This is a genomic window from Sphingomonas sp. GC_Shp_5, assembly GCF_026540855.1.
GTDB lineage: Bacteria > Pseudomonadota > Alphaproteobacteria > Sphingomonadales > Sphingomonadaceae > Sphingomonas.
In genome coordinates, this window is record NZ_JALNUP010000012.1 from 91,440 (window position 1) to 115,277 (window position 23,838).

General features: G+C 69.2%; 24 protein-coding genes and 1 other RNA gene. 5 read left to right on the plus strand and 20 right to left on the minus strand.

The features are described 5' to 3' along the window. Positions 1-3: 3 nt before the first annotated feature. The 9 genes from OXR60_RS11415 to OXR60_RS11455 form a co-directional block, all read right to left on the minus strand. On the minus strand, positions 4-249 hold the full coding sequence (locus OXR60_RS11415; RefSeq protein ID WP_267396023.1) for a hypothetical protein: 246 nt from the start codon (positions 247-249) through the stop codon (positions 4-6). A gap of 72 nt (positions 250-321) precedes the next feature. Further along, entirely contained in the window at positions 322-645 is a 324-nt protein-coding gene (locus OXR60_RS11420) for a YbaB/EbfC family nucleoid-associated protein (protein ID WP_267396024.1), read from the minus strand. Beyond that, the gene (locus OXR60_RS11425; protein WP_267396025.1) at positions 642-2,312 is read right to left on the minus strand and encodes a DNA polymerase III subunit gamma/tau; all 1,671 of its coding nucleotides are present in this window, start codon (positions 2,310-2,312) and stop codon (positions 642-644) included. The genes OXR60_RS11420 and OXR60_RS11425 overlap by 4 nt, the downstream gene beginning before the upstream one ends. Before the next feature lie 198 nt (positions 2,313-2,510). Beyond that, positions 2,511-2,606, minus strand: an RNA gene (gene ffs / locus OXR60_RS11430) — signal recognition particle sRNA small type. Between the two features lie 39 nt (positions 2,607-2,645). Continuing rightward, positions 2,646-2,870 carry a hypothetical protein gene (locus tag OXR60_RS11435; RefSeq protein ID WP_267396026.1) on the minus strand — a complete coding sequence of 75 codons (225 nt, stop codon included), beginning with the start codon at positions 2,868-2,870 and terminating at the stop codon, positions 2,646-2,648. 61 nt (positions 2,871-2,931) lie between these two features. Then, entirely contained in the window at positions 2,932-3,183 is a 252-nt protein-coding gene (locus OXR60_RS11440; RefSeq protein ID WP_267396027.1) for a hypothetical protein, read from the minus strand. Positions 3,184-3,345: 162 nt separating this feature from the next. Beyond that, the gene (locus OXR60_RS11445; RefSeq protein ID WP_267396028.1) at positions 3,346-3,657 is read right to left on the minus strand and encodes a 2Fe-2S iron-sulfur cluster-binding protein; all 312 of its coding nucleotides are present in this window, start codon (positions 3,655-3,657) and stop codon (positions 3,346-3,348) included. Next, entirely contained in the window at positions 3,654-4,742 is a 1,089-nt protein-coding gene (locus tag OXR60_RS11450) for an aminotransferase class V-fold PLP-dependent enzyme (protein WP_267396029.1), read from the minus strand. Before OXR60_RS11450 ends, OXR60_RS11445 begins: the two co-directional genes overlap by 4 nt. Beyond that, entirely contained in the window at positions 4,739-5,809 is a 1,071-nt protein-coding gene (locus OXR60_RS11455) for an aminotransferase class V-fold PLP-dependent enzyme (protein WP_267396054.1), read from the minus strand. The genes OXR60_RS11450 and OXR60_RS11455 overlap by 4 nt, the downstream gene beginning before the upstream one ends. A gap of 95 nt (positions 5,810-5,904) precedes the next feature. Between OXR60_RS11455 and OXR60_RS11460 the strand changes: the two genes are divergently transcribed. After that, a complete protein-coding gene (locus tag OXR60_RS11460; protein ID WP_267396030.1) occupies positions 5,905-6,561 on the plus strand; it encodes an alpha/beta hydrolase in 657 nt (218 codons plus the stop codon). 93 nt (positions 6,562-6,654) lie between these two features. Here OXR60_RS11460 and OXR60_RS11465 read toward each other — a convergent pair whose 3' ends face one another. Further along, a complete protein-coding gene (locus OXR60_RS11465) occupies positions 6,655-6,834 on the minus strand; it encodes a hypothetical protein (RefSeq protein ID WP_267396031.1) in 180 nt (59 codons plus the stop codon). A 197-nt stretch (positions 6,835-7,031) separates the two neighbouring features. Beyond that, positions 7,032-7,991: a threonine/serine dehydratase gene (locus OXR60_RS11470; protein ID WP_267396032.1), complete on the minus strand. Its 960-nt coding sequence runs from the start codon at positions 7,989-7,991 to the stop codon at positions 7,032-7,034. Between the two features lie 139 nt (positions 7,992-8,130). Between OXR60_RS11470 and OXR60_RS11475 the strand changes: the two genes are divergently transcribed. From OXR60_RS11475 to OXR60_RS11490, 4 genes are all read left to right on the plus strand, one after another. Further along, positions 8,131-9,387 carry a type III PLP-dependent enzyme gene (locus OXR60_RS11475; protein WP_267396033.1) on the plus strand — a complete coding sequence of 419 codons (1,257 nt, stop codon included), beginning with the start codon at positions 8,131-8,133 and terminating at the stop codon, positions 9,385-9,387. Between the two features lie 111 nt (positions 9,388-9,498). Continuing rightward, on the plus strand, positions 9,499-10,581 hold the full coding sequence (locus tag OXR60_RS11480) for a deoxyhypusine synthase (protein WP_267396034.1): 1,083 nt from the start codon (positions 9,499-9,501) through the stop codon (positions 10,579-10,581). A gap of 25 nt (positions 10,582-10,606) precedes the next feature. Continuing rightward, the gene (locus OXR60_RS11485) at positions 10,607-10,792 is read left to right on the plus strand and encodes a hypothetical protein (RefSeq protein WP_267396035.1); all 186 of its coding nucleotides are present in this window, start codon (positions 10,607-10,609) and stop codon (positions 10,790-10,792) included. A gap of 81 nt (positions 10,793-10,873) precedes the next feature. Next, positions 10,874-11,878, plus strand: a complete 1,005-nt coding sequence (locus OXR60_RS11490) for an alpha/beta hydrolase (protein WP_267396036.1) — start codon at positions 10,874-10,876, stop codon at positions 11,876-11,878. Positions 11,879-11,887: 9 nt separating this feature from the next. On the opposite strand, the gene OXR60_RS11495 is transcribed toward OXR60_RS11490, so the two are convergent. The 9 genes from OXR60_RS11495 to OXR60_RS11535 all read right to left on the minus strand — a co-directional run bounded on the left by OXR60_RS11495 (position 11,888) and on the right by OXR60_RS11535 (position 23,711). Beyond that, positions 11,888-13,201 carry a methyl-accepting chemotaxis protein gene (locus tag OXR60_RS11495; protein ID WP_267396038.1) on the minus strand — a complete coding sequence of 438 codons (1,314 nt, stop codon included), beginning with the start codon at positions 13,199-13,201 and terminating at the stop codon, positions 11,888-11,890. Positions 13,202-13,291: 90 nt separating this feature from the next. Beyond that, complete coding sequence (locus tag OXR60_RS11500) at positions 13,292-15,178, minus strand: XrtA/PEP-CTERM system amidotransferase (protein ID WP_267396039.1); 1,887 nt, start codon at positions 15,176-15,178, stop codon at positions 13,292-13,294. After that, on the minus strand, positions 15,179-16,711 hold the full coding sequence (xrtA, locus tag OXR60_RS11505; RefSeq protein ID WP_267396041.1) for an exosortase A: 1,533 nt from the start codon (positions 16,709-16,711) through the stop codon (positions 15,179-15,181). It lies immediately after the preceding gene. Positions 16,712-16,957: 246 nt separating this feature from the next. Next, the gene (locus tag OXR60_RS11510) at positions 16,958-18,175 is read right to left on the minus strand and encodes a TIGR03087 family PEP-CTERM/XrtA system glycosyltransferase (RefSeq protein WP_267396042.1); all 1,218 of its coding nucleotides are present in this window, start codon (positions 18,173-18,175) and stop codon (positions 16,958-16,960) included. Beyond that, positions 18,151-19,182 (minus strand): FemAB family XrtA/PEP-CTERM system-associated protein, encoded by a 1,032-nt coding sequence (locus tag OXR60_RS11515; protein WP_267396044.1) that lies wholly within the window; start codon positions 19,180-19,182, stop codon positions 18,151-18,153. Before OXR60_RS11515 ends, OXR60_RS11510 begins: the two co-directional genes overlap by 25 nt. Then, entirely contained in the window at positions 19,179-20,006 is an 828-nt protein-coding gene (locus tag OXR60_RS11520) for an XrtA system polysaccharide deacetylase (protein ID WP_267396055.1), read from the minus strand. Before OXR60_RS11520 ends, OXR60_RS11515 begins: the two co-directional genes overlap by 4 nt. A gap of 46 nt (positions 20,007-20,052) precedes the next feature. Then, positions 20,053-21,213: an AAA family ATPase gene (locus OXR60_RS11525; RefSeq protein WP_267396045.1), complete on the minus strand. Its 1,161-nt coding sequence runs from the start codon at positions 21,211-21,213 to the stop codon at positions 20,053-20,055. A 9-nt stretch (positions 21,214-21,222) separates the two neighbouring features. Beyond that, positions 21,223-22,842: a hypothetical protein gene (locus tag OXR60_RS11530; RefSeq protein ID WP_267396047.1), complete on the minus strand. Its 1,620-nt coding sequence runs from the start codon at positions 22,840-22,842 to the stop codon at positions 21,223-21,225. Further along, on the minus strand, positions 22,839-23,711 hold the full coding sequence (locus tag OXR60_RS11535) for an AAA family ATPase (protein WP_267396056.1): 873 nt from the start codon (positions 23,709-23,711) through the stop codon (positions 22,839-22,841). Before OXR60_RS11535 ends, OXR60_RS11530 begins: the two co-directional genes overlap by 4 nt. Between the last annotated feature and the right edge of the window lie 127 nt (positions 23,712-23,838).

Below are 23,838 nucleotides of genomic sequence, written 5' to 3' on the forward strand. Positions count from 1 at the left end.
GCGCTACTTTGCGTCGTCGATCGCGCCGCCGGCCTTGTCGGCGGTCTTCTCGACGCTCTTCGCCGCCGAGGTGATCGCATTGTTCTTGGCGTTCTCGCTGCCCTGGTGGACGAACAGGAAATAGCCGCCAATCAGCACCGCAATCAGCAGCACGATGGCAATGGCGACCCCGCCGCCACCGCCGCCGCTGCGCTCGATCACAGTGGTGTGCGTGGCGGTCGGGGTCTCTACGACTCGTTCTTCAACCATGGTGGCACCCTCTCCTAGATGGTAAGGGCCCAACGCCAGGTGCCGCCAGGTTGTTCCTCAGCCGTAACGGGATCAAAACGGCAGCTTGAAGCCCGGTGGCAGCGGCAGGCCGCTGGTCATCTTCGCCATCTCGGCGCCGCTGGCCGCATCGGCCTTGGCGCGTGCGTCGTTGAGCGCGGCGACCAGCAAATCCTCGAGCATCTGCTTCTCGGACAGTTCGATCAGCGAATCGTCGATCTGGATCGACATCATCCGCCCCTTGGCCGAGGCCTTTACCTTGACCAGCCCGCCGCCCGAAACGCCCTCCACTTCGATCGTGTCGAGGCCGTCCTGCGCCTTCTGCAGCTCGTTCTGGACGTTCTGCGCCATGGCGAGGATTTCATCGATATTCTTCATGCTATACTCCGTTGTCCTGGCCAGCTTTCCAGCTGCGCGTCCGGGAAGGCGGCCAGTGCCGCCTTGACCAGGGGGGTGTCGAGAACCGCCGCGCGGACGGCATCGGAATCGGCCTTGGCCTGCTCGCGCAAGGTAGGCGCGCCGGGCGCATCCTCCAAGCTGATCTTCCACACCTGGCCGGTCGACCGCTTGAGCGCTTCGGCGGCGTCGCGCAATGCATCCGCCGACACCGGCCGCGAGCCGGACAGCACCAGCTCGGGCGCCTCGTAGCGGACCACCCGGGCGCCATTGGTGAGCTGCGCCGCCACGGCAAGATGGCCGTTTTCCTCGAGCAGGTGGATCAGCCCGGCGAAGTCGCGCGGCGGCCCTTCCGGCTCGGCGGGGACCACCGGCTCGGCCGCGGCCACCGGTGCGGCGAGCGCCGGCGCCGCAGCCGGCGCAGCTACCGAAGGCGGGGCGATCCGGCCACTGGCGATCTGCCGCGCAAGCTCGCCCGGATCGGGCAGCGTCGAGGCATGGATCGCACGCAGCAACGCCATCTCCGCCGCCTCGATCGGCAGCGCCGCCTTGGCGATCTCGTCATGCCCCTTGAGAAACAACTGCCACAAGCGGTGCAGCGCCGCGAACGACAGCGTGCCGGCCCATTCGTAACGCGCGTTGCGCTCCTCGACTGACTGGGCGGGGTCGTCCGCGGTGCCGACCTTGGTCAGGGTGATGCCATGCACCGTCTCGAGCAGCGCCCGGAACACGGAAAGCGGATCGACGCCATAATCATATTGCCGGCGCAGCGAAGCGAGCGTGGCCTGGCTGTCACCCCTCAGGATCATCCCCAGCAGGTCGCGCACCGCGCCGCGGTCGGACAGGCCGAGCATCTGCCGCACCGCCTCGGCCGTGACCGCGCTGCCTTCGATACCCGCATGGGCGATCGCCTGGTCTAGGATCGACAGCCCGTCGCGCGCCGAGCCTTCCGCGGCGCGCGCGATCAGCATCAGCGCCTCGGGTTCGGCGACCATGCCTTCCTCATGCGCGACAAAGGCGAAATGCTCGGCGAGCTTCTCGGCGGTGATTCGTCGGAGGTCGAATCGCTGGCAGCGCGACAGCACGGTGATCGGCACCTTGTTCACCTCGGTGGTGGCGAACAGGAATTTGACGTGCGCGGGCGGCTCCTCAAGCGTCTTCAACAGCGCGTTGAAGGCGTTCTTGGAGAGCATGTGGACCTCGTCCACGATGTAGATCTTGAACCGCGCGGATACCGCCGCATAGCGCGAGGCATCAATGATCTCGCGGACGTCGTCGACACCGGTGTGGCTCGCCGCGTCCATCTCGATCACGTCGATATGTCGCCCCTCGGCGATCGCGCGGCACGGTTCGCATACCCCGCAGGGATCGATCGTCGGCCCGCCTTGCCCGTCGGGCCCGATACAGTTGAGCGCCTTGGCGATCAGCCGCGCTGTGGATGTCTTGCCCACCCCGCGTACGCCGGTCATCAAGAAGGCATGTGCCAGCCGGTCGCGCTTGATCGCGTTGCCGAGCGTCGTCACCATCGCATCCTGGCCGATCAGCTCGCTGAACGTCTGTGGACGGTATTTGCGCGCGAGCACGCGATAGGCGGTGTCGGCCTTCGCCGCCGGCTGGGGCGGCTCGCCCAGATCGAAAGAGTCGGCCATGCCGATCATCTAGGCGGAACGGAGGGGGAATGTAAGGTCGGCGTTCGCCGCTGGGCAGTTCTGCCACGATCCGGTCAGCGCGGCATCGGCACCGGCAACGTGGATATCAGCTGCCTCTGGGAAGCAGGGCGTCGCGGCAAGGCCGCGTCGTCAGACGGGCTGTGCCCGCTAGTCTTGCTTACGGCATGAGCAGCGTTCGCGGTGGGAGCCGGGACGACCCGCGGCGAAATCGTTGTGGCTGCTTCCTTCCGGACCTGACCAAGTTGGCGACGACCACGTCCGCCCGACTCCCGCGCTGCCTATGGCGGGGTCGGGCGGGATGATCAAGTCGGCTTAGCGGCGGACCGTCCGGCAGACCTTGACGCGATGATGATTGCGCCACTTCCAGTCGCACACCGTACGGGCGCGGTGATTGTAGCCGCGGCGCTCGTCGTGGCGTACCACGGTGCGCTCATGGACGACGGTGCGATGCTCTTGCGCCGCAGCCGGCGCGATGGCGATCGGGGCGAGACCGGTCAGCGCGACGGCGCCGGCGGTGAGCATGGACAGAAGCTTCACAGGCTTACTCCTCTACTGGTTAGTTGTCGTGGCGTAACGATCTCGCCACGGTTCGGTTGCCTCAGCGATACACGCGGAAACAGCGGCGGACGGGATGGTAACGCCCGTGATGGACTCGGCACACCACGCGGGTGCGGCCGTAGCCGCGATGGCGACCATAGCCGCCGCGGTTGTAACCGTGATGCGGGCGGTAATCGCCGCGATGGTGATAGCCACGGTCGTCACCGTGGCGCTGCGCCTCGGCTGGCGCCACCGCGCCGACCAGGGTCCCGATCGCCAGGGCACCGGCGCCGAGCAATGCGACAAGCTTCATGATTGCTACTCCTTTTCACAGGCCCGGGCGGGCCGGACAGGAGGCTAAATCCACCTTTTGCCGTGCATGTTCCATGAACGTGTCGTTGTCGGAACGACAGCATCGCTGACGAAGCGGCAACCCTTTGTAACGAAGGGATTCCTAGCGTTCAGCTGCGATCGATCACTGCGGCGGGATGCGGACCGTCAGCCTATCGAGCCCCGCCGTCAGCCTGATCTGGCACGCCAGCCGGCTGTTCCGCGCCGCTGCCGGAGCGAGGTCGAGCAGATCCTCCTCGTCCTCGCTCGGTGGCGGCAGGCGATCGAGATCGGCGGGATCGATCAGGACATGGCAGGTCGCGCAGGCGAGATCGCCGTCGCAGATTCCCTCGAGCGGCTGGCCGTCGGCCTGGGCCACGTCAAGCAGCCGCGCCCCCACCGCGGCCTCCACCTCGCTGGACGTGCCGTCGGTGGCGATGAACCGCACCCGGATCATACCGGCAGCCGCTGGCGATCGGCCGCCGCGATCAGCTGGTCGAGTGCCCCGCGCAGCTCGTTCGCGCCGGTATAGCGCCCGAAGCCGAGGCGGATGCTCGATCGCGCCTCGGCATCGCTCAGTCCGAGCGCGCGAAGGACATGGCTAGGCCGCCCCGACCCGCTGGCGCAGGCCGACCCTGCCGAGAAGGCAAGCGTCCGGCAATCCGACATCAGTCGCGCCACATCCAGGCCGCGACGACGGACGTTGAGGTTGCCGCGATAGCGCCGGTCGGCAGCGCCGTTGAGCTGCCACTCCCCCTCGCCGCCATCGACCCCGAGCCGCTCGGTCGCGATCTGCCACAGCTGCGTGACATGCGCTTCATCCTCGTCAGCCCGCGCCGCCATCAGCATCGCCGCGGCACCGAAGCTCGCGCATAGCGCCGGCGACAGCGTCCCGGACCGTCCCGCCGCCTCCTGGCCGCCGCCATGGAGCAGCGGCGCCAGCGTCACCCCGTCGCGGATCCACAGCGCACCGATCCCCTTGGGACCGTGGATCTTGTGCGCCGAGATCGCGATCAGGTCACATTCGGGGGGGATCGCGACCCGCCCATAGCCCTGCACCGCGTCGCACAGGAACAACGCGCCCGCCCGATGCGCCGCCGCGGCAAGCTCGGCGATCGGCTGGATCACGCCGATCTCGTTGTTGACCAGCATCGCCGCGACCAGCCCGGTCCCCGGCGCGACCGGCGTCGCCGCGGCAACCAGCCCGGCGGCATCGACCGGCAGCAGCGTCGCCGCGCGCCCGCTCGCCGCGACCGTGTCGAGCACCGCGGCATGCTCGGTCGCGACCGAGACGATCGGCCCGGTGCTCCCCTTGATGGCCCAGTTGAGCGACTCGGTCGCCCCGCTGGTGAAGCTCACCGTCCCCCCGGGCGGCAGCAGCGCCGCGACCGCGTCGCGCGCCACCTCCACCGCGGCGCGTGCCGCCCGCCCCTCGCGATGCGCCGAATGCGGGTTGGCGTGCTGCCGCTCCAGCCACGGCAGCATCGCCGCCAGCGCCTCGGGTGCGAGCGGCGTGGTCGCCTGATAATCGAGATAGGTCATGCCGCGCTGCGCCGGGTGGTCCGTGCCATCGCCCGCCAGCCGGCGACGAACGCGTCGACCTCGGCCTCGCTCGTCGATCGCCCGAAGCTCACCCGGATCACCTCGCGCATCGCCGCCTCGCCCCAGCCCATCGCCGCGAGCACATGGCTCGGCTTCATGCTGCCCGACGAACAGGCGCTGCCTGCCGATACCGCAAACCCCGCGCCATCGAGCAGGATCAGCTGCGCGGCGGAGGCCACCCCCGGCAGCCGGTACGAGCCGATCGCGGGATGGCGCGGCGCGCCGGCGGCGACGATCTCGCCGCCCGATCGCGCAATGCCGTCGTCGAGCCGTGCGCGCAGCGCCGCCAGCCGCGCGACATCCTCGGGCTCGACGAGCGCCGCGGCATAGCCGAGCGCGCCCGGCAAATTCTCCGTGCCCGGGCGATAGCCCCGCTCCTGCCCACCGCTCGGGATGAGCGTCGCCAGATCGCGAACCAACAGCGCGCCGATTCCCGGTGGGCCGCCGCGCTTGTGCGCCGAGAGCACCACAAAGTCAGCGACCTTCGCCAGCCCCGCCCCCGCCGGCATCTGCGCCGCATCGACCAGCAGCAGACCACCGGCCGCGCGCACGATGGCCGATATCGCGTCGAGCGGCTGGCGCACCCCGGTCTCGCTGTTCGCCCATTGCACGCAGACCAGCGCCGGGCCGCCGTCGCCGAGCGATCGCTCCAGCGCGGCGAGCGCGACCAGCCCGTCACCGTCCACCGGCAGCATTGCCGCGTCCCCGGCGGCGCGGATCACCGCATCATGCTCGACGGCGCTGATCAGCCGCCGGGCCATGACGCTGCGCCCCAGCGCGATCGACAACGACTCGCTCGCGCCGCTGGTCAGCAGCGTCTCGCCGCGCCAACCATAAGCCGCGGCAACGTCACGCCGCGCTGCTTCCAGCGCCGCGCGCGCCGCCCGGCCCTCGGCATGCGGCGACGACGGATTGGCCCACAGCGCCTGCCCGCGCGCCACCGCCTCGCGGGCGGTCGCAGTCATCGGCGTGGTCGCGGCGTGATCCAGATAGATACGGTTGGCCAGGATTCGTTCCAATTGCGTGACGGTGCCCGCCCCTTATATAGCGGCCGATAGTGTGCGCTCCACCGGGGCGCCTTCCTTTCACGGTGCGAGTGTTCATGCCCGAAGTCATCTTCCCCGGCCCCGAAGGTCGTCTCGAGGGCCGTTTCGCCCCCGCTCCCCGCCCCCGCGCGCCGGTGGCGATGATCCTCCACCCGCATCCGAGTGCGGGCGGGACCATGAACAACCGCATGGTCCAGGAGCTCTACAAGACCTTCCAGCGCCGCGGCTTCGCGACGCTGCGCTTCAATTTTCGCGGCGTTGGCAAGAGCCAGGGCACGTTCGACAACGGCGTCGGCGAATTGAGCGATGCCGCGAGCGCGCTCGATTGGGTGCAGAGCTTCCACCCGGAAGCCTCCACCACCTGGATCGCCGGGGTCAGCTTTGGCGCCTGGATCGGCATGCAGCTGCTGATGCGCCGCCCGGAGATCCGCGGCTTCATCTCGGTGGCGCCGCCCGCCAACATGTACGATTTCAGCTTCCTCGCCCCCTGCCCCTCGTCGGGGATCATCATCCAGGGCGAGAATGACGAGGTCGCCACCCCAGGCGCCACCCAGAAGCTGGTCGACAAGCTGCGCACCCAGAAGCACATCACCATCCACCACGACACCATCCCGAAGGCGAACCACTTCTTCGAGCATGAGATGCCCGAGCTGATGGGCAGCGTGGATCGCTATCTCGACATGCGGCTGGATCCCAACTCGCCGATCCGCTGAGATCACGGGGTCCTGCGCAAGCAGGAAGCCAGGGTTACCAAAGACATCGCCGCTTCCCTGGACTCCTGCCTGCGCAGGAGCACGGGGGAGCGGTCACAGCTGCCAGATCACCACATTGCCGAGCAGCACCGCGGCCATGATCAGCAGCAGCACGCCCTTGCGCACATCGCGCCGCCCCGCGATCATCGCCCCGCCGCCGATCAGGCAAGCAAAACAGCCAAGCATCGCAATCGCCGGCGCTGCCTTGGCAATCGTGGCGATTAGGTCATTCATGATCTGATCCCGCCGTCATTCCAAATGGCAACGTCAAGGCCGGCGATTCGGCCTCCCCCTTAACCGTCGTCATGCTGAACTTGTTTCAGCATCTATGGCCAACACTACCCGTTCGCCTGCGGCCAGTTCAGGTCATGGATCCTCAAGCAAGTTCAGCATGACGGCGGGAGAGTGCCCCTAGCCGACCATTCATCAGCCTAACCAATCGCCCGCGCAAAGGCATCGATGTCCACATTCCCGCCGGACAGGATCACCAGCATCCCCGGCGCGGCCGTCACCCGCCCGGCCAGCACCGCCGCCAGCGCCACCGCGCCGCCGGGCTCCACCACCAGCCGCAGCGTCTCCGCCGCCCAGCGCTGGGCGGCACGGATCTCCGCCTCGCTAACCGCCACCCCGGTCGCATCGCGGCGCGACAGCACGTCGAAGGTCAGCGGCGACACCAGCCGGGTCTGCAGCGCATCGCACGCGGTCGGCGGCGGATTGTCGCCCACTGGCTCGATCCATGACGCCTCCAGGCTGCGGCGCATGTCGTCCCAGCCCTCCGGCTCGACCACGGTGATCCGCGCCTCGGGCAGCGCCAGCGTGATCCCTGCCGACAGTCCGCCGCCGCCGCAAGGGATGATCACATGCTGCGGCGCGCCCAACCCTGCCAACGCCATCTGCTCGGCCGCCTCGATCCCGGCGCTGCCCTGGCCCTCGATGATCCAGGCGTCATCGAAGCTTGGCACCAGCGTCGCCCCGCGCGCCTCCGCCAATCGCGCCGCGATCGTCTCGCGGCTCTCGGTAGCGCGGTCGTAGCGCACCACCTCGGCGCCCAGCGCCAGCGTGCCCTCCAGCTTCGCCCGCGGCGCATCCGCCGGCATGACGATGGTCGCGGCGATACCGAGTCGCTTAGCCGCCCAGGCCACCCCTTGCGCATGGTTGCCGGACGAGAAGGCGACCACCCCCCGCGCCCGCGCCGCGTCGTCCAGCGCGGTCAGCCGATGCCACGCGCCGCGGATCTTGAACGCGCCGATCGGCTGCAGCGATTCAGCCTTGAACGCGATTGTCACGCCATTGATTTCATGCGTGAAAAGCGGCGTCGGCGGCAGCACCCGCGCGATCTTGGCGGCGGCGTCGCGCACGCCGGCCCGCGTCGGTTGTCGCAGAATAGTCACTTTTCACCCCTTCCGTCGCATAGCCACTTTACATGGGGCCGCAGCGACCATAGATCGCGCCTCCGCTGCCCCATGGGACTTCCAACCGCAAGGCAGCTTTTGTCACCGTATGCCGAAAGGCAATTGGAGGTCCCTTGAATTGGCCAAGCACTATAGCGCGTTGGGGTTAGCGCCCCTCTCGACCGCCGGCTCCTCTGTTCTCGGAGGCGGCATCGATATCGCCACGCGACGTCCGGTTGATCCGGTAACGCTCGTTCGTCCGCATGCAGCTGCGCGGGCCGCCCGATTCTTCGTGGAGAAGTTTCCGGGTCGCTCGATGTATGCGGTCAAGGCAAACCCGTCGCCTGACCTGCTCCAGATCCTCTGGGACAATGGCATCACGCATTACGACACCGCCTCGATCGCCGAGGTGCGTCTCGTCAAGGCGACGTTGCCGGACGCCGTCTGCTGCTTCATGCACCCGGTTAAGTCGGAAGAGGCGATCGCCGAGGCGTATTTCAGCCACGACGTCCGCACCTTCTCGCTCGACAGTCTGGAAGAGCTCGACAAGATCGTTCGCGCCACGACCCAGCAAGACGGGGTTGCCGCGACGGATCTGACGCTCTGCGTGCGCCTGCGCGTCTCGTCCGAATATGCCAAGCTCAGCCTCGGCTCGAAGTTCGGTGCCGGCCCGGCGGAAACCAAGGCGCTGCTGATGGCGACCCGCCAGGTCGCCGACGCGCTCGGCATCTGCTTCCACGTCGGCAGCCAGACGATGTCGCCGGACGCCTACACCAATGCCATGGAGCGGGTGCGGGCGGCGATCGTCGATGCGGCGGTCACTGTCGACGTAATCGACGTCGGCGGTGGTTTCCCGTCGGCCTATCCGGGCATGACCCCGCCGCCGCTGGAGCGTTTCTTCGAGACGATCCACCGCGCGTTCGAGAGCCTGCCGATCAGCTATTCGGCCGAACTCTGGGCCGAGCCCGGCCGGGCGCTGTGTGCGGAATATTCCTCGGTGGTGGTCCGCGTCGAGCGCCGCCGCGGCACCGAGCTGTACATCAATGACGGCGCCTATGGCACGCTGTTCGATGCCGCGCATATCGGCTGGAAGTATCCGGTGCAGCTGCTGCGCGAGCCGGAGTCCGATGCGCGCGACATGGACTTCAGCTTCTGGGGCCCGACCTGCGACGATCTCGATTACATGGCGGGGCCGTTCCCGCTGCCGGCGGATACCAACACCGGCGATTATTTCGAGATCGGCATGCTCGGGGCTTATGGCGTCGCGATGCGCACTGGCTTCAACGGCTTCGGCACGGGCGAGACGGTGATGGTGAGCGACGAGCCGATGCTGTCGGTGTACCTGCACGACGAGGCGGCCGACGAGCATCGCGGCTCCAACGTCGTCAAGCTGTAACGCCAATCACTTAGATACAGGTTCTCTCCTCCCGCTGCGGCGGGAGGAGACGCTACGGGTTTCCGCGTCCCCATTGAACGACGACGGGTTCTGGATAGCCAAAGGCCAGCCATGACCGATACCCTCACCAAGACTGCCGGCAGCAACGCGCCGATCAACGACACCCGCAAGGCGGAACTGCTCTCCAAGCAGGTCAAACACATCGACATCAAGAGCTTCGACGCCCGCCCGATCGTCGACGCGATGGCCGACATGAGCTTCACCAGCCGCGATCTCGGCCGCGCCACCAACATCTACAATCAGATGCTGGCGGACAAGGATTGCTCGATCTTCCTGGTGATCGCGGGCTCCACCTCGGCCGGCGGCTGTATGGACCTCTACGCCGAGCTGGTCCGCAACAACATGATCGACGGCATCGTCGCCACCGGCGCCTCGATCGTCGACATGGATTTCTTTGAGGGCCTCGGCCACAAGCACTATCAGGCGCTTGAGGTGCCGCACGACGACGTGCTGCGCTCGCTCTACATCGATCGTATCTACGATACCTACATCGACGAGGAAGCGCTCCAGAACGTCGACCATACCATCTTCGAGATTGCCGAGACGCTTGAGCCGCGCCCTTATTCGAGCCGCGCGTTCATTCGCGAAATGGGCAAGTATCTCGTCGAGCACGGCAAGAAGGAGAACAGCCTCGTCAAGCTCGCCTATGAGCATGACGTGCCGATCTTCTGCCCGGCGTTCGTCGACAGCTCGGCCGGCTTCGGGCTTGTCAAGCATCAGGTGGACCGCGCCAAGGCCGGCAAGCCGTACATGGTGCTCGACGCCATCGCCGATTTCCGCGAGCTCACCCAGATCAAGATCGAGGCAGGCGTCACCGGGCTGCTGATGATCGGCGGCGGCGTGCCCAAGAACTTCATCCAGGACACCGTGGTCTGCGCCGAAATTCTCGGTCACGACGACGTCCAGGTCCACAAATATGCGGTGCAGATCACCGTCGCCGACGTCCGCGACGGCGCCTGCTCCTCCTCGACGCTGCAGGAAGCGGCGAGCTGGGGCAAGGTCAACACCGCAATCGAGCAGATGGTGTTCGCCGAAGCCGGCAGCGTGATGCCGCTGCTCGCCTCCGACGCCTATCACCGTGGCCTGTGGAAGGATCGCCCGGTCCACAAGTGGGCGACGATCTTCGACAAGTAAGCATATACGACGAAAGGAACTGACGATGGCCAAGGGTGAAGCATTCGAGCGCCATCGTCAGCCCTGGACGACCGACGAAATCCAGAAGCTGCACCAGTTCGCCAAAAAGGGCATGGCGCTGAAGGCGATCGCCAAGGCGCTCAAGCGCTCGGAAGAATCGACCAAGGACCGCGCCAAGGCCGACGGCCTGTCGATCGCCAAGCTGCGCTGAGGGCTGACATCCGTCGCGCTCGACGCGCGGCGTGACATCCCCGCTCGACTTACGTCACCACCCCCGGCAGGTAACGCGGCCATGACCGTTGACCGCCGCCACCTCATCGCTCTGTCGCTCGGTCTCGGCGCGATCGCCGCGCCGGCGATCGCCCGCGCGCGTGCCGCCGCGCTGGCGGCGGATGGCAGCCTGCCGAGCTGGCCGCCGGCCGAGCGCTTCGACCTGTGGCCTGCCGGCGAGTTGCGCGTCCCCCCTGGCCTGCGCCCCCGCCCGCAGATCACCCGCGAACGCACCGACGGCTATCGCAACCTGCTGATGCGCGGCACCGTGCGCCCCGACGTCGGCGTGTTCCGGCCCCGGCGACCGGACGGCCGCGCGGTGCTGATCGTGCCCGGCGGCGGCTATTCGGTGACCTCGCTGCGCGGCGAGGGCATCGATGTCGCCTTGACGCTCGCCGCGCAGGGCATCACCGGCTTCGTGCTCAACTATCGCCTGCCGGGTGAGGGCTGGGCCGACCGCGCCGACGTGCCGCTCAGCGACGCCCAGCGTGCGATGCGGCTGATCCGGGAGAATGCGGCGCGGTTTCGCATCGATCCCGCCAAGCTCGGCGTGCTCGGCTTCTCCGCCGGCGGCCACCTCGCCGCGTCGCTGGCAACACTCCACGATCTGCGCGTCTACCGCCCGCTCGACGCCGCCGACCGCCAGTCGGCGCGCCCGGCCTTTGCCGGACTGATGTACGCGGTGTCGAGCATGGACGCCGGCCGCAGCCACGGCGGCTCGCGCGCCAACCTGCTCGGTCCCGATCCCGATCCGGCGATGCAGCGCCGCTATGCGGTTGATCGCCACATCAACGCCGCCACGCCCCCGCTGTTCGTCCTCGCTGCCGAGGACGATCCGACGGTGCCGGTCACCAACAGCCTCGATCTCCTCGCCGCCGCCCGCGAGGCGCGGGTGCCGGTCGAGGCGCATATCATCGAGCGCGGCGGCCACGGCTTCGGCACCCGCCTGCCGCGGATCAATCCGGGCTCACTGTGGCCCGATCTGTTCGACCGCTGGACGCTGCAGACGCTGGCGGGTTTGCGCTGACGCGAACGCCTACAGCGCCGCCACCACGCCCACGAACCCCTGCGCCCGCTCGCGCAGCCGATCGGTCGATCGCGTCAGCGTCGCCGACAATCGCTCGAGCACGCGGGCATCGTCGCCCAGCGCCGCGGCCTGCTCGCTGATCGCCCCCATCCGCGCGCGGATGTCGCCGCCCGCCTCCACCGACTGCTCGACATTGACCGCGATCGCATGGGTGGCGCCGGTCTGCGCCTGCACCTCGGCGTCGATCGACGCGCCGGTCTCCGCGATCGCCTCCATCGCCAGCCCGAGCAGCTCGTGGCCGCCGACCACGTCGCCAAGCAAGCCGTTCATCTCCGTCACGTGCAGCGCGATGTCCTTGGCGGCGGCGCTGGTCTGCTGCGCCAGCGTCTTCACCTCGGCGGCGACCACCGCGAAGCCCCGGCCGGCCTCCCCGACCCGCTCTGCCTCGATCCCGGCATTGAGCGCGAGCATGTTGGTCTGGGCGGCAATCGTCTGGATCAGCCGCAGCATGTCGTCCACCGCGCCCGCGGAGTGCGCCAGCGCAGCCACCCTGGTCCCGGTTTGATGCACCGCCGCGCGCGCATCGCCGCGAATCCGCGCGGCCTGCGCGGTGTTGCGCGCGATGCTGTCGAGCGTCGCGGCAAGGCTGCGCCCGCGCCCGGCGATCTCGCCTAGGGCCTGCACCGTCTGCCCCGCCGCCGCCGCCACCGAGGCGGAGCCGTCGCGGGTGCTGCCGGCGCGCTCGATCAGATGACCGGCAAGACGCTGCACCTGCCCCGCGATTGCGCCGAGCTCTGCAACCAGGGCGGCGACCTCCCCGGTAAAGCCGCGCCCAGCCGCATCGATCCGCTCGGCGCGGGCGCTGCGTTCCGCCACCTGGTCGAGCTGGCGCTGGGCGGCGAGCCGCGCCAGCTCGCGCGCATCGATCACCGAATGGAAGCTGCCGCCGCTGGTCAGGATCATGCCCTCGCCGCCCGGCGAGCGATGATAGGCGTCGAGTAGCTCGGCGGGCGCGAGATGCGCATCGGCGGTGGCGCATGGCCGGATCAGCCCGTCGAGCGACCCGCCGATGCTCGGATTCTGCATCAGCGCATGGCCGAACGGGTTGAACAGGATGCTGCGCACGTCGATCTCGTGGATCGCGCCGACCGGCCGGCGCGCCTCGTCGACGATCGGTAGCAGCCGGAGATCGGCATGCGCGCGGAACATGTCCACTACCGCCGCCAGCGTCGCGGTGCGCGGCAGCGCCTGGCGGTTGACCTTGATGGACGGATTGATTGAGCCGATCGATCCGCTGCGCAACATCTCTACGTCCAACAACATGGCGCTGCTGCTAGAGCCCGATGGTAAAGGCGGCATTATGTTTTGGTGACGGAACGATGACGGTACTCGCGCCCCCAGCCTGACGGAAAGTTAACCAAACAATCGCCTGAGGCTGCGCTCGAGCATGGTGAACTGCCACAAGGTGCGGCCATGCTCGGCGCGGCCGGCGCGGTGGTCCGCCGCCAGCGTCGCCAGCACGCCCTGGTCGAACCAACCGGTATCCGCCAGCAGCCGCGAGCGCCCCATCCCCGCCGCCGCCTCGGCGAGCGGCCCGCGGAACCAGGCGCTGATCGGTGTGACGAAGCCCATCTTGGGGCGGTAGAGGATCTCGCGCGGCAGATAGGGCTGGAGCGCGCGCTTCATCAGCCACTTGCCCTCGCCATGGCGCAGCCGCATCGCCGCCGGCAGCGTCGCGCAAAAATCCACCAGCCGGTGATCGAGCAGCGGCTCGCGCGCCTCCAGGCTCACCGCCATGCTGGTCCGGTCCACCTTGGTGAGGATGTCGCCCGGCAGCCAGATCTTCATGTCGGCATATTGGGCGCGGTCGAGCGCATCGCGCCCCGGCGCCGCGCGCATCGCCGCGACATAGCGGTCCTCGGCGCGATGCCCGCCGAGCGCGGCGCGCGCCTCGGGCGTGAACAGCCGCCGGCGCATCGCCGGCGCGGTCACCCCCACCGCCAGCGCATAGGCCTCGTCGCCATCGGCAGCGAGCGCCTGGAACGTCGATTTGGCGCGCAGCGGCCGGGGTGCCCAGTCCACCTTGGGATACCAGCGGCCGAGCGCGCCGAACGCCGCGCGGCGCATCTCGGTCGGCAGCAATCCGCGCACCCGCTCTTCCGCGGCCTGGAACTTGTAGCGGCGATAGCCCGCCATCGCCTCGTCGGCACCGTCGCCGGACAGCGCCACCGTCACGTTCTCGCGCGCCAGCGCCGAGACGCGGTAGGTGGCAAGCGCCGAGGCATCGGCGAACGGCTCGTCGAAATGATGCACCAGCGTGTCGATCAGCCCGAAGTCGTCGGGCGAGACCACCCGTTCGTGATGATCGGTGGCGAACCGCCGCGCCACCGCGTGGGCATGCGCGCGCTCGTCATGTCCCGCCTCGTCGAAGCCGATGGTGCAGGTCTTCACCGCCTTGGGGCTCGCCTCGGCCATCAGCGCCACCACCGCCGAGCTGTCCACCCCGCCCGACAGGAACGCGCCGAGCGGCACGTCCGCGACCATCCGGCTGCGCACGCCGTTGCGCAGATGCTCGATCAGCTGCTCGCCGAGCGCCGTGGCCGACCCGCTCGCCCGATCCGCGAAGCTCACGTCCCACCATTGCCGCTGGCTCGGCACCGGCCGGCCGCGCTCCACCAGCAGGAAATGCCCCGCGGCCAGCTTGCGCACCCCGGCGACCAGGCAGGCATCGTCGGGCACATAGCCAAAGGCGAGATAATCCTCGACCGCGGTGAGATCGGGCACCCGGCGCAGCAGCGGGTGCGCGAGCAGCCCCTTCAATTCCGACGCGAACGCCAGGCTGCCGTCGGACAGCTCGACGTAATGGAGCGGCTTCACCCCCATTCGGTCGCGCGCGAGGAACAGCGTCGCCGCGTCGGCGTCGTGCAGCGCGAAGGCGAACATGCCGTTGAGCCGGTCGAGCAGGCCCGGGCCCCACGCGCGCCAGCCATGCAGCAGCACCTCGGTGTCGCCGGCGGTGTGGAAGCGTGCGCCCTTGCGCTCGAGCTCGGCGCGCAGGTCGGCGAAATTGTAAATCTCGCCATTGTAGGTGACGGTGAGCCCGCCCGCCTGCATCGGCTGCGGCGAGCCCTCGAGATCGATGATCGACAGCCGGCGATGGCCCAGCCCGACGCCGGGCGCGGTGAAGATGCCGTCGCCATCGGGCCCGCGATGCGAGAGGGCAGCGATCATCGCCGCGATGCGGTTTGGATCGACCGGCTTGGGGGTCGCGGGATGAAAGATCCCGGCGATGCCGCACATCTAGCGCAGGCCCGCGGCGTGGTCGGCCAAGGCGTCGATCGGACCGATCGCGGCGAGCAGCCGCTCTATCGCCCCGCGCGGATCGCGCCCCGGCCCCGCCTCGGCGGAGAGATGGATCGCCACCGCGCGTTGCGGACCGCCGAGCAGCCTTGCCTTCATCGTTTCGATCTTCACCAATCGCTCGTCCGCCGTCACCAGATCGCCGACGCGATACCATGTCGCGACCACGCGCTCCACCGGCCCCGGCGCGGTGATCCGCATCGCCGACCCGCCCGCGATCGCGGGCTCGTCGCCGACCCGCACCCAGCGATCCTCCTCGCGCAGCACGCCGGTGCCGAATGCCGCCAATTTCTTGCCCTCGTGCTGGCTGCCATAGACCGCGATCGCGACGTCCACTGCGTCGCGGCCGTCGCCGTAGCGGCCGAACAGATAATGGTCGGCGCCCGGATAATAAGGCTGCCACGGTGCCACCGTGCTGAGCGGCGCGCGCGTCCACCCCTTTACCGCCGGCAGCTCGATATGCGCCGGCAACGTCGCGGCGCGCCCCGCGACCAGCCCGCTCCACGCCGGCGCCATCGCGACCACCGCGATCGTCAGCCCCAGCGCCACGGCGAGCGGCAGTCGGCCACGCCGCGGCGGCGGCAACGCCGCAGGATCGAACGCCGGTGCGTCGGGCGCGCGATCGAACCAGCGCCAGCCGATCGCCAGCACCGCCGCCATCACCAGCCCAAAGAAGATCCAGCCGTAGACGATATGGTCGAAACCGGTCGCCGCCTCGACGCTGGTGAGATTGGCGGCATAGATGGTCGCGAACGCCCGCAGCGCGTTGGCAACGATCGGCACGATCACCGCCGCGACCATGAACAATGCACGCCGGCGCCACGAGACGAAGCAGAGGTTCGCCACCAGCAAACCGAACGCGACCATCGCGATCACGAATTTGGCGCCCGAACAGGCCTCCGCCACCTCGAAGAAATAGCGGCCGGCGTGGATCAGCACGCCGTTCGATTCGGCTGGCACGCCGACGAGGTGGAGCATCGGCATCAGCAGTGCGATCGTCACCGCCTGCAGCGGCGGCTCCAGTTCCTCGCCGAACGGCACCAGCAGCAAGGCATAACCGAGCGGAAACGCCAGCGCGCGGGCGACGTGCGGGCCGAGCAGCGTCACGGCCGCGCCCTGCAGCATCACCACCAATCCCAGCTGCCGCGCAAAGGTGACCGAGCCGGCATCACCCATCAGCCAGCACAGCGCACCTGCTGCGACCAGCGCCAGCCCCGGCCACCAGGCGGTCGGCGCGAGCTGCTCCAGCTCTCGCCGCCGCTGCCACACCAGCCAGGCGATCACCGGCCCGATGAACAGGCAGTGCCCGAAGGTGGTGCTGGTCCACCAGATGCCCACCAGCCGCGCCACATCAACGCGAAAGATCAGCAGGATCGCCGCCGCGACGACCGTCAAGGCCGCCCCATGCAGGCGCCAACCCAGCGCCGCTCCACCGCGCCCGCGCGCCGCAGTAAGGCCCAATGCGCCTGTCATGTCGCGCGCCACTCCGGCGCCAGCGACGGTCCGTCGCTCCAGCGACCGCTACGGCCTTCTGCGACTCCATTCCCACCCGTATCGGCAGAGATCCCAGCCTTCGCTGGGATGACGGAAGTTAGTCCCACTCCCTCGAACCTGCTCGTCATCCCAGCGAACGCTGGGATCTTACGCGCCTCCTTCCCCATGCCGTCGCCAAGGATCCTGGTTTTCGCCGGCACGCCTGACGGTGCGAGACCAACGAAGCTACGCATTCGTCCCACCTCCGCCGGCAATCTCGGCCAACACTCCATCGAGCGGCGCCAATCGCGCCGCCCAGTCATAGCGCGCCAGCACCCGCGCCCGCGCCGCTGCGCCCAGCGCCGCCGCGCCAATCGGGTCTCCCAGCAACGCCTCGATCGCCGCGACCTGCGCCTCGGCATCGGCGGCCACCCGAACCGTCCCGCCATGGTCGATCCCCTCCGCCGCCGCGGCCGAGGCGACCACCGGCCGCGCCATCGCCATCGCCTCGAGTACCTTGTTCTGGATCCCGCGCGCCTGCTGCAGCGGTGCAATGCACACCGTCGCCGCTGCGAGCCACGGCCGGACATCGTCCACCGCGGCGGTGACGAGCACCTGCGCGCTGGCCAGCGCCGTCACCGCCGCGGTGGGCGCGCGACCGACGATGGCCAGCCGCAGCCCCGGATGACACTCCACCAGCCGCGGCAGCACCGCCGTGGCAAACCAGCGCACCGCCTCGATGTTCGGCGGATAATCCATCTGCCCGGTGAAGACGATCAGCGGACCCATGCCGGGCAACGGATCGACATGCGCCGGATCATATTGCCCGGCATCGATGCCATTCTCGACCGCTAGAATCCGCCCGCGCGCGCCGCCATCGCGAAACAGCGCCGCCTCCGCCTCGCTGACAAACAGGCTGGCGGCGACCCGCGCCGCGACCTGACGCTCGAACGCACCCAGCAGCCGCGCCTCGCGCCGCATCAGCCAGCGCAGCGGCGGCAGGCCGCGGCTCGCATAGCCGGCGAACTTGGCCGAATCCACGTCGACGAAGTCCATCACCACCGGCGGTCCGGCGTCGGGAAGATATTGCGCCATCTGCCCCGAGAAACAGTAGTTCGCGTCGATCGCCTGCCCGGCGAGCACAGCGTCGACCGCGCGCCGCAGCGCCGGCGCCGCAAAAGCGGTCAGCGACACCGGCCGGCCGCTCGCCAGCGCTTCCATCGCGGCGACCGCGCGCGACTTGCCGCGCGGCACGATGGTGCAGCTCGCCAACAGCTCGCTGAACGCCGGCGGCGGCGTCATATCCGCCGCTTCCTCGCCGAAGGCGACGAGGTGGATCCGCGCCCTGCCGGCGAGATGGCGAAGGATGTGGAAGCTGCGAATCTTGTCGCCGCGGTCGGGCGGGAACGGGGTACGATGGGCGAGGAACAGGATGTCCATCACCCCAGGCCCCGGGATATCCATGGCCCGACGAGGTTGGCGATCGGCAGTGGCAACCGCTGCCATGTGCGCACCATCAGTGCATATTTGGGGTTGAGCGGATTGACCTCGCGCGCCGGCCCGTCGCTGCGCTTGGCGTAGCGCCGCGGCTCGGGCACGAACCCCCAATTCTTCTTGAACGCCGCCGCACCGGTGCCGGTCTTCGATCGCCCGAAGTCGAACCGCGTGCAGCCGCGCGCGCGCGCGTGCGCCATCAGCGCGAAATACATCCGGTCGTTGGCGCGCAAGCCCCGCGCCGCCGCGGTGCCGCCGCCCCAATAGGGATAGACGGTGCCATTGAAATACAGGCTGAGCACGCTCGCCACGGCCTTGCCGCCGTGGCGCACGGTGAGCACGTCGGCGTCCAGCTCCCCGGCGACCGCGCGCAGCAGCTTGGCGGGAAACACGGGCGTGCCGAGGTTGCGCACCGACTCGGCATAGACGCGGTGATGCTCGGCGTAAGCGGCGGCGTCGGTGTCGACCACGACATCGAGATCGAAGCCGAGCGACCGGCGCACCTCGGCACGCTGCTTGCGCGGGATCGCGAGCAATTCGGCCTCGTCGTCGGCGGCGAGGTCGCGGACGAAGCCCAGATAGGATTGGTCGTCCGTCGCCCAGCCGTCCGGCGCCGCGCCGCCGCGCAGTTCCACCTCGGGGCAGCCCAGGCGCCTGGCCAGCGCCCAGGCCGCGGCGGCGAGCGGCTCGATGCCCGTGCCGAGGATGCCGCCGTCGACCGCGAACGCGGCCGAAATCAGTGCCTTGCCGAACAGCGGCGAGCGCATCGCGGTCAGCGGCAGCACGCCGGCGATCCGCCCCGCCCCTTCGGCGACCAGATAATGCGCGCGCTGGCCGCTGCCCGCCTGGATGGCGCGGCTCCACCCCGGCAGGTGGAACGGCGTCGCATCGGTCTGGCCGCGCACGAACGCGTCGATCGCAGCGCTATCGCGCGCGTCGGCGAGGTCGGCTTCGCGCACCGTCAGCGGATGGGTCACGGCAGCGCCGCCGCCTCGCGCGCCACCACCGCATCCACCCGGCCCCAGTCATGCCGGCCGATCAGCCCGCGCAGCTTGCCCGCCATCGCGCCGAGCCGGGAATAATGGCGGATCTTCGAGCGCAGCGGCGCCGCCGCGACCCGCGGCTGGGCGGGATCGATCTCCCAGGGATGGAAATAGAACATCGCGGCGTGGCCGGCGCCGTTCACCTGGCGCACCGCGAAATCGGTCAGCGCCGCGGGCAGCAGCCGGAAAAAGCCCCCGCCGGTGGCGAGGTGCTTGCCCCCGATCTTCGCCACCGTCACCGGCAGCTCGACCAGCGCGCTGTCGGCGAGCGGGCGGAACGCGTAGCGCGGCGCCTCGCGCCAGCCATAATGGTCGTGCCGCACCGGTGCGACGCTCGACGAATAGGCATAGCCCGCGGCCGCCAGCTCGGCATGCGCGAACGGGGTACGGGTATCGATCGAGAAGCTCGGCGCGCGATAGCCGGTCACCGCCTGGCCGCCGGCATCCTCGAGCGCGGTGCGGGCACGCAGCAGATCGGCGCGGAAGGTCGCCGCGTCCATCGTGAACACGCGCTGGTGATCCCAGCCGTGGCTGGCGATCTCATGGCCGGCATCGGCGATCCGCCGGATCAGCGCCGGATAGCGATGCGCCACCCAGCCGAGCGTGAAGAAGGTCGCCTTGACCCCGCTCTCGGCGAACAGCGCCAGCACTGCGTCGCTGTTCTGCTCCACCCGCGCCGGCAGCCGGTCCCAGTCGCCCTTGTCGATCACGCGTTCGAACGCGCCGACCTGGAACCAATCCTCCACGTCCACCGACATACCGTTGAGAGGGCGACCCGTCGGCGCCGCTGCGCTGCTCACCGGATCAGGCCGCATCGCCCCAGGCGGTGCCTCGCCGGATCGGCGCGTAATCGGCCTGGTCGGCGATCCCCGCGGCATCGGTGCGATCGGATTCCACCCAATCCACCAGCAGCGTCAGCACCCGGCGCAGCGCCGCATCCTGCTCGTCGACGCGCGCCTCAAGCGCAGCCAGCCGTTCGGAAACGATCGTCGACGTCTCGGGCTCGGGCACGTCCTCCGGCGCCTCGTTGTTGACGATATTGAGCCACCGGTCGGTACGCGGCGTGAACCGGCGCGGCTCCTCCTCGGCGGCAGGCTCGGTCGCCGCCGCGATCGGCAGCGGCGCCGGGTCCGCCTCGATCGTCACCAGCGGCAGGTCCGCCGCGAGATCGCGCAGCACCGCGCGCACCACGCTGGCGTCGATCAGGTCGAGATCCTCGATCGCGGCATGCAGCATCACCCGGCCGGCGAGCAGGTTGAGCCGCCGCGGCACGCCGCCCGAGCCGCGATACAGCGCCTCGAACGCATCCACCGCAAAGTCCGGCCGCCCTTGCCAGCCGACGATCGACAGCCGGTGGGCGATGTAATCGGCCACCTCATGCTCCTCCATCGGATCGAGATGGTGGATCGCGATCACCCGCTGGCGCAATTGCTCGAGCCGGTCCGAGCCATGCAGCCGGTCACGGAACTCGGGCTGGCCGAGCAGCACGATCTGCAGCAGCGCATGGCCGCCGGCCTGAAAATTGGAGAGCATCCGCAGCTCCTCAAGCGCCGAGACCGGCAGCGCCTGCGCCTCGTCGACGATCAGCAGCGTCCGCCGCGCGCTGCGCGCCACCGCATGGAGCCCACGCTCGATCGCGGTGAGCAGCTGCGCCTTGGCGAGCCCCTTGGGATCCACCGCGAGGCCGGTGGCGACGATCCGCAGCAGGTCGTCCGCCTCGATCGCGGTGGAGACGATCTGGATGACGTTGAGGTGCGCAGGATCGATGCCGTCGGTGAGGTGCCCCATCAGCGTGGTCTTGCCCGCGCCGATATCGCCGGTGATGACGATGAAGCCCTCGCCCTGCGCCAGGCCATAACCGAGATAGGCCATCGCCTTGCGGTGCGTCGCCGTCTCATACCAGAATTTGGCATCGGGGGTCAGCTGGAACGGCCGGCCGCTCAGTCCATAATGATTGTCGTACATGAGCCGCCCTCAGAATGAATAACGCGCGGCGAGCAACGCCTGCGCCGACCATTGGGTATCCAGATCGCCGATGTCGAACGCATACACGCCCGCCGAGGCGGTGGTGGTGACGCGTCCGAAGCTGCGCCCGTAGCTGGCGGTGCCCCCGTACGACCACACGCCGTCGGTATCGGCGATACCCGATTGATAGTAATTGACGAAGAGATTGCCGTCCAACGACGAACGCGCGGTCAGGCTGCGATTGTAGAACAGCTCGCCATAATAGCTCTCGTCCTCGATACCGTAGAGCAGCACCCCCGGCACGTCGTCGCGGTTGAACAGCTTGCGGTTGGCATAGCCGACGCCGCCGCCGAACGTCGTCCGCCCGCGCGTCGCCGACAGCAAGGCATCCACCCCGCGGGCGCGATAGCTCGCCGTCGAGATCGACTGGAACACGTCGTTGAGGCAGCCGCCCGGCGCCGCGCCGCTGGTCGCGAACACGCAGCCGTTATACTGCTGGGTGAAGGCGTCGCGCGCGGCGATGAAGCTGGTCGGCAGGTTCGCGAGCCCGGCGCGCAGCTGCTGGCCGAAGGTCGTCACCTGGTCATAGACCTGCGCGGTGAACCCGACCGACTGGCTCGCCTGATAGGCGATCGTCCCGGTATAGCTCCACGAGCCGTAGCGCCGGCCGACATGCGCCTCCGCCGAGGTCCGGTGGTTGGGCCGCCACACCACGCCGGCGTCGTAGTAGACGCCATCGGTGCGATAGGCGATCTGCCGCGGCGATGCCTTGTCGGTAACGTAGCGGCCATCGTTGCCCAGCACCGGCGTGCCATCGGCCGCCACCAGCGCAGAGCGCTCGCTGGTCTCGATCTTCTCATAGCCGACGCCCGCGGTGAGCGCGACATTGGCAGACACCGGCGCGAGCACATCGCCGCGGACGTGATAGCCCTGGTAGCGGCCGTCGAGCTGGCCGGCGTCCTCGCGCTCCCAGCCGGCGCTGGCGGTCGCGCCGATCGGCGCCACCTGCCCCGGCTGAACGCCGACGCTCACGCCCGCGACCTGGCCGAACGAGTGATCGTAATTGTCGAGGCGCACCTGCCCTGCAGGCACCGCCGTATAGCTCGGCTGCTCCACCTTGGTGTAGCCGGCCTGATAGCTCGCCGCGATCGCCAGCGGCCCCGCGCGGGTGGCATAGCTCGGCCCGGCATAAACCGCATAGACCTGGCTGATGTTGTCGTTGTTGCCAGTCAGCACGCCCGGCGCGGCGCCGCGGATGTCGCTACGCGTCCGCGTCGCGAGGCCGCCGGCTTCCAGCGTCAGCCCGGGTGCCACTTTCGCGGCCACGCGCGCCAAGCCGGTATGGACGTCGCTGTCGCCGACATCGTCGTCCCACGAGATCTGCCGCTCGTAGCGGTAGGATAGCTGCCCATCGACGCGCCGCGTGCTTGCCGACAGGTCGATCCCCGCCGCCACCGTCGAATAGGTCAGCACGTCGCCGTTGGTGAGATCGGCGTCGAGGATCTGCCCCACCTCAATATAGGGCGTCGCAGTGACGCGACTGCTCTGCGCGGTGGCGGGTGCCCCCCCCAGCGCGGCGACACCCAGCACGGCGCCCCCCGCGCCGCCCCGGATCAAGGCACGGATCATCTGTCGATCTCCTGGCCATAATAGGTGCCGAACCGTTGCCCCCCCGGCACGAACGACACTGCGTTGAGCACGAGGGCGATATGCTCGCACCCGTCGAGTTGATGCACCGCCTGGCGCAGCTCGCTTTCCGGCGTGCGATCGGCGCGCACCACCAGCAGCACCTGGCCGACCAGCATCGCCAGCACCGAGGCGGGCGACGCCGCCAGCGCCGGCGGCGAATCGAAGATCACGATGCGGCGCGGGTTGGCCTCGAGCAGCCGCGCGATCACCGCGCGGGTCCGAGCCGAGGCGAGCAATTCGGTGTCGGTCGCGGTCTTGGTGCCCGCCGGCAGGATCGAGAGCCCGCCTACGTCGGTACGGATCACCAGCGATTCGACATCGAGGTGGCTATCGCTCAGCGCATCGAGCAGCCCCGGCGTCTGGGCGATGCCGAGCTGGTCGAGCACGTCGGGCTTGGCGAAATCGGCGTCGACCAGCAGCACCTCGGTGTCGCGCTCGGCCGCCATCGACAGCGCCAGATTGACCGCGCAGAAGGTCTTGCCGTCGCCCGGCTTGGCCGAGCACACCAGCACGGTGCGCGCCTTGTCCGGGCTGCCGCCCTCGGCGACCCGCTCGCGGGTGATCAGCAGCTGCCGCTTGATCAGCCGGAACTCCTCGGCGAGCGGCCCCACCGGCGCGCCCGGCACGATCATGCCCGCCTCGGCGAGCATGCCGCGATCGATATGCGCGATGTCGGTGAGTTCGGGGGTGTCGTAGAAGGCGTCGGGCAGCTCATGCCCGATCGGCGCGCGCAGTTCGGGCGGAATGGCGAGGAAGGTCGGATCCTCGTTCGCCGCGGCCGCGGCGTCCGCCTCGGCGGTCCAGGCGATCGGCTCGGGCGCGTAGACTGGCGCATCGTCCGGCTCGGCCGGCGCATCGAACGTCGGGATGAAGCGGATCTTCTCCGGCTCGATCGGGATTGGCGGCTGCGGCCGCACGGCCGCGCCAAGATCGTAG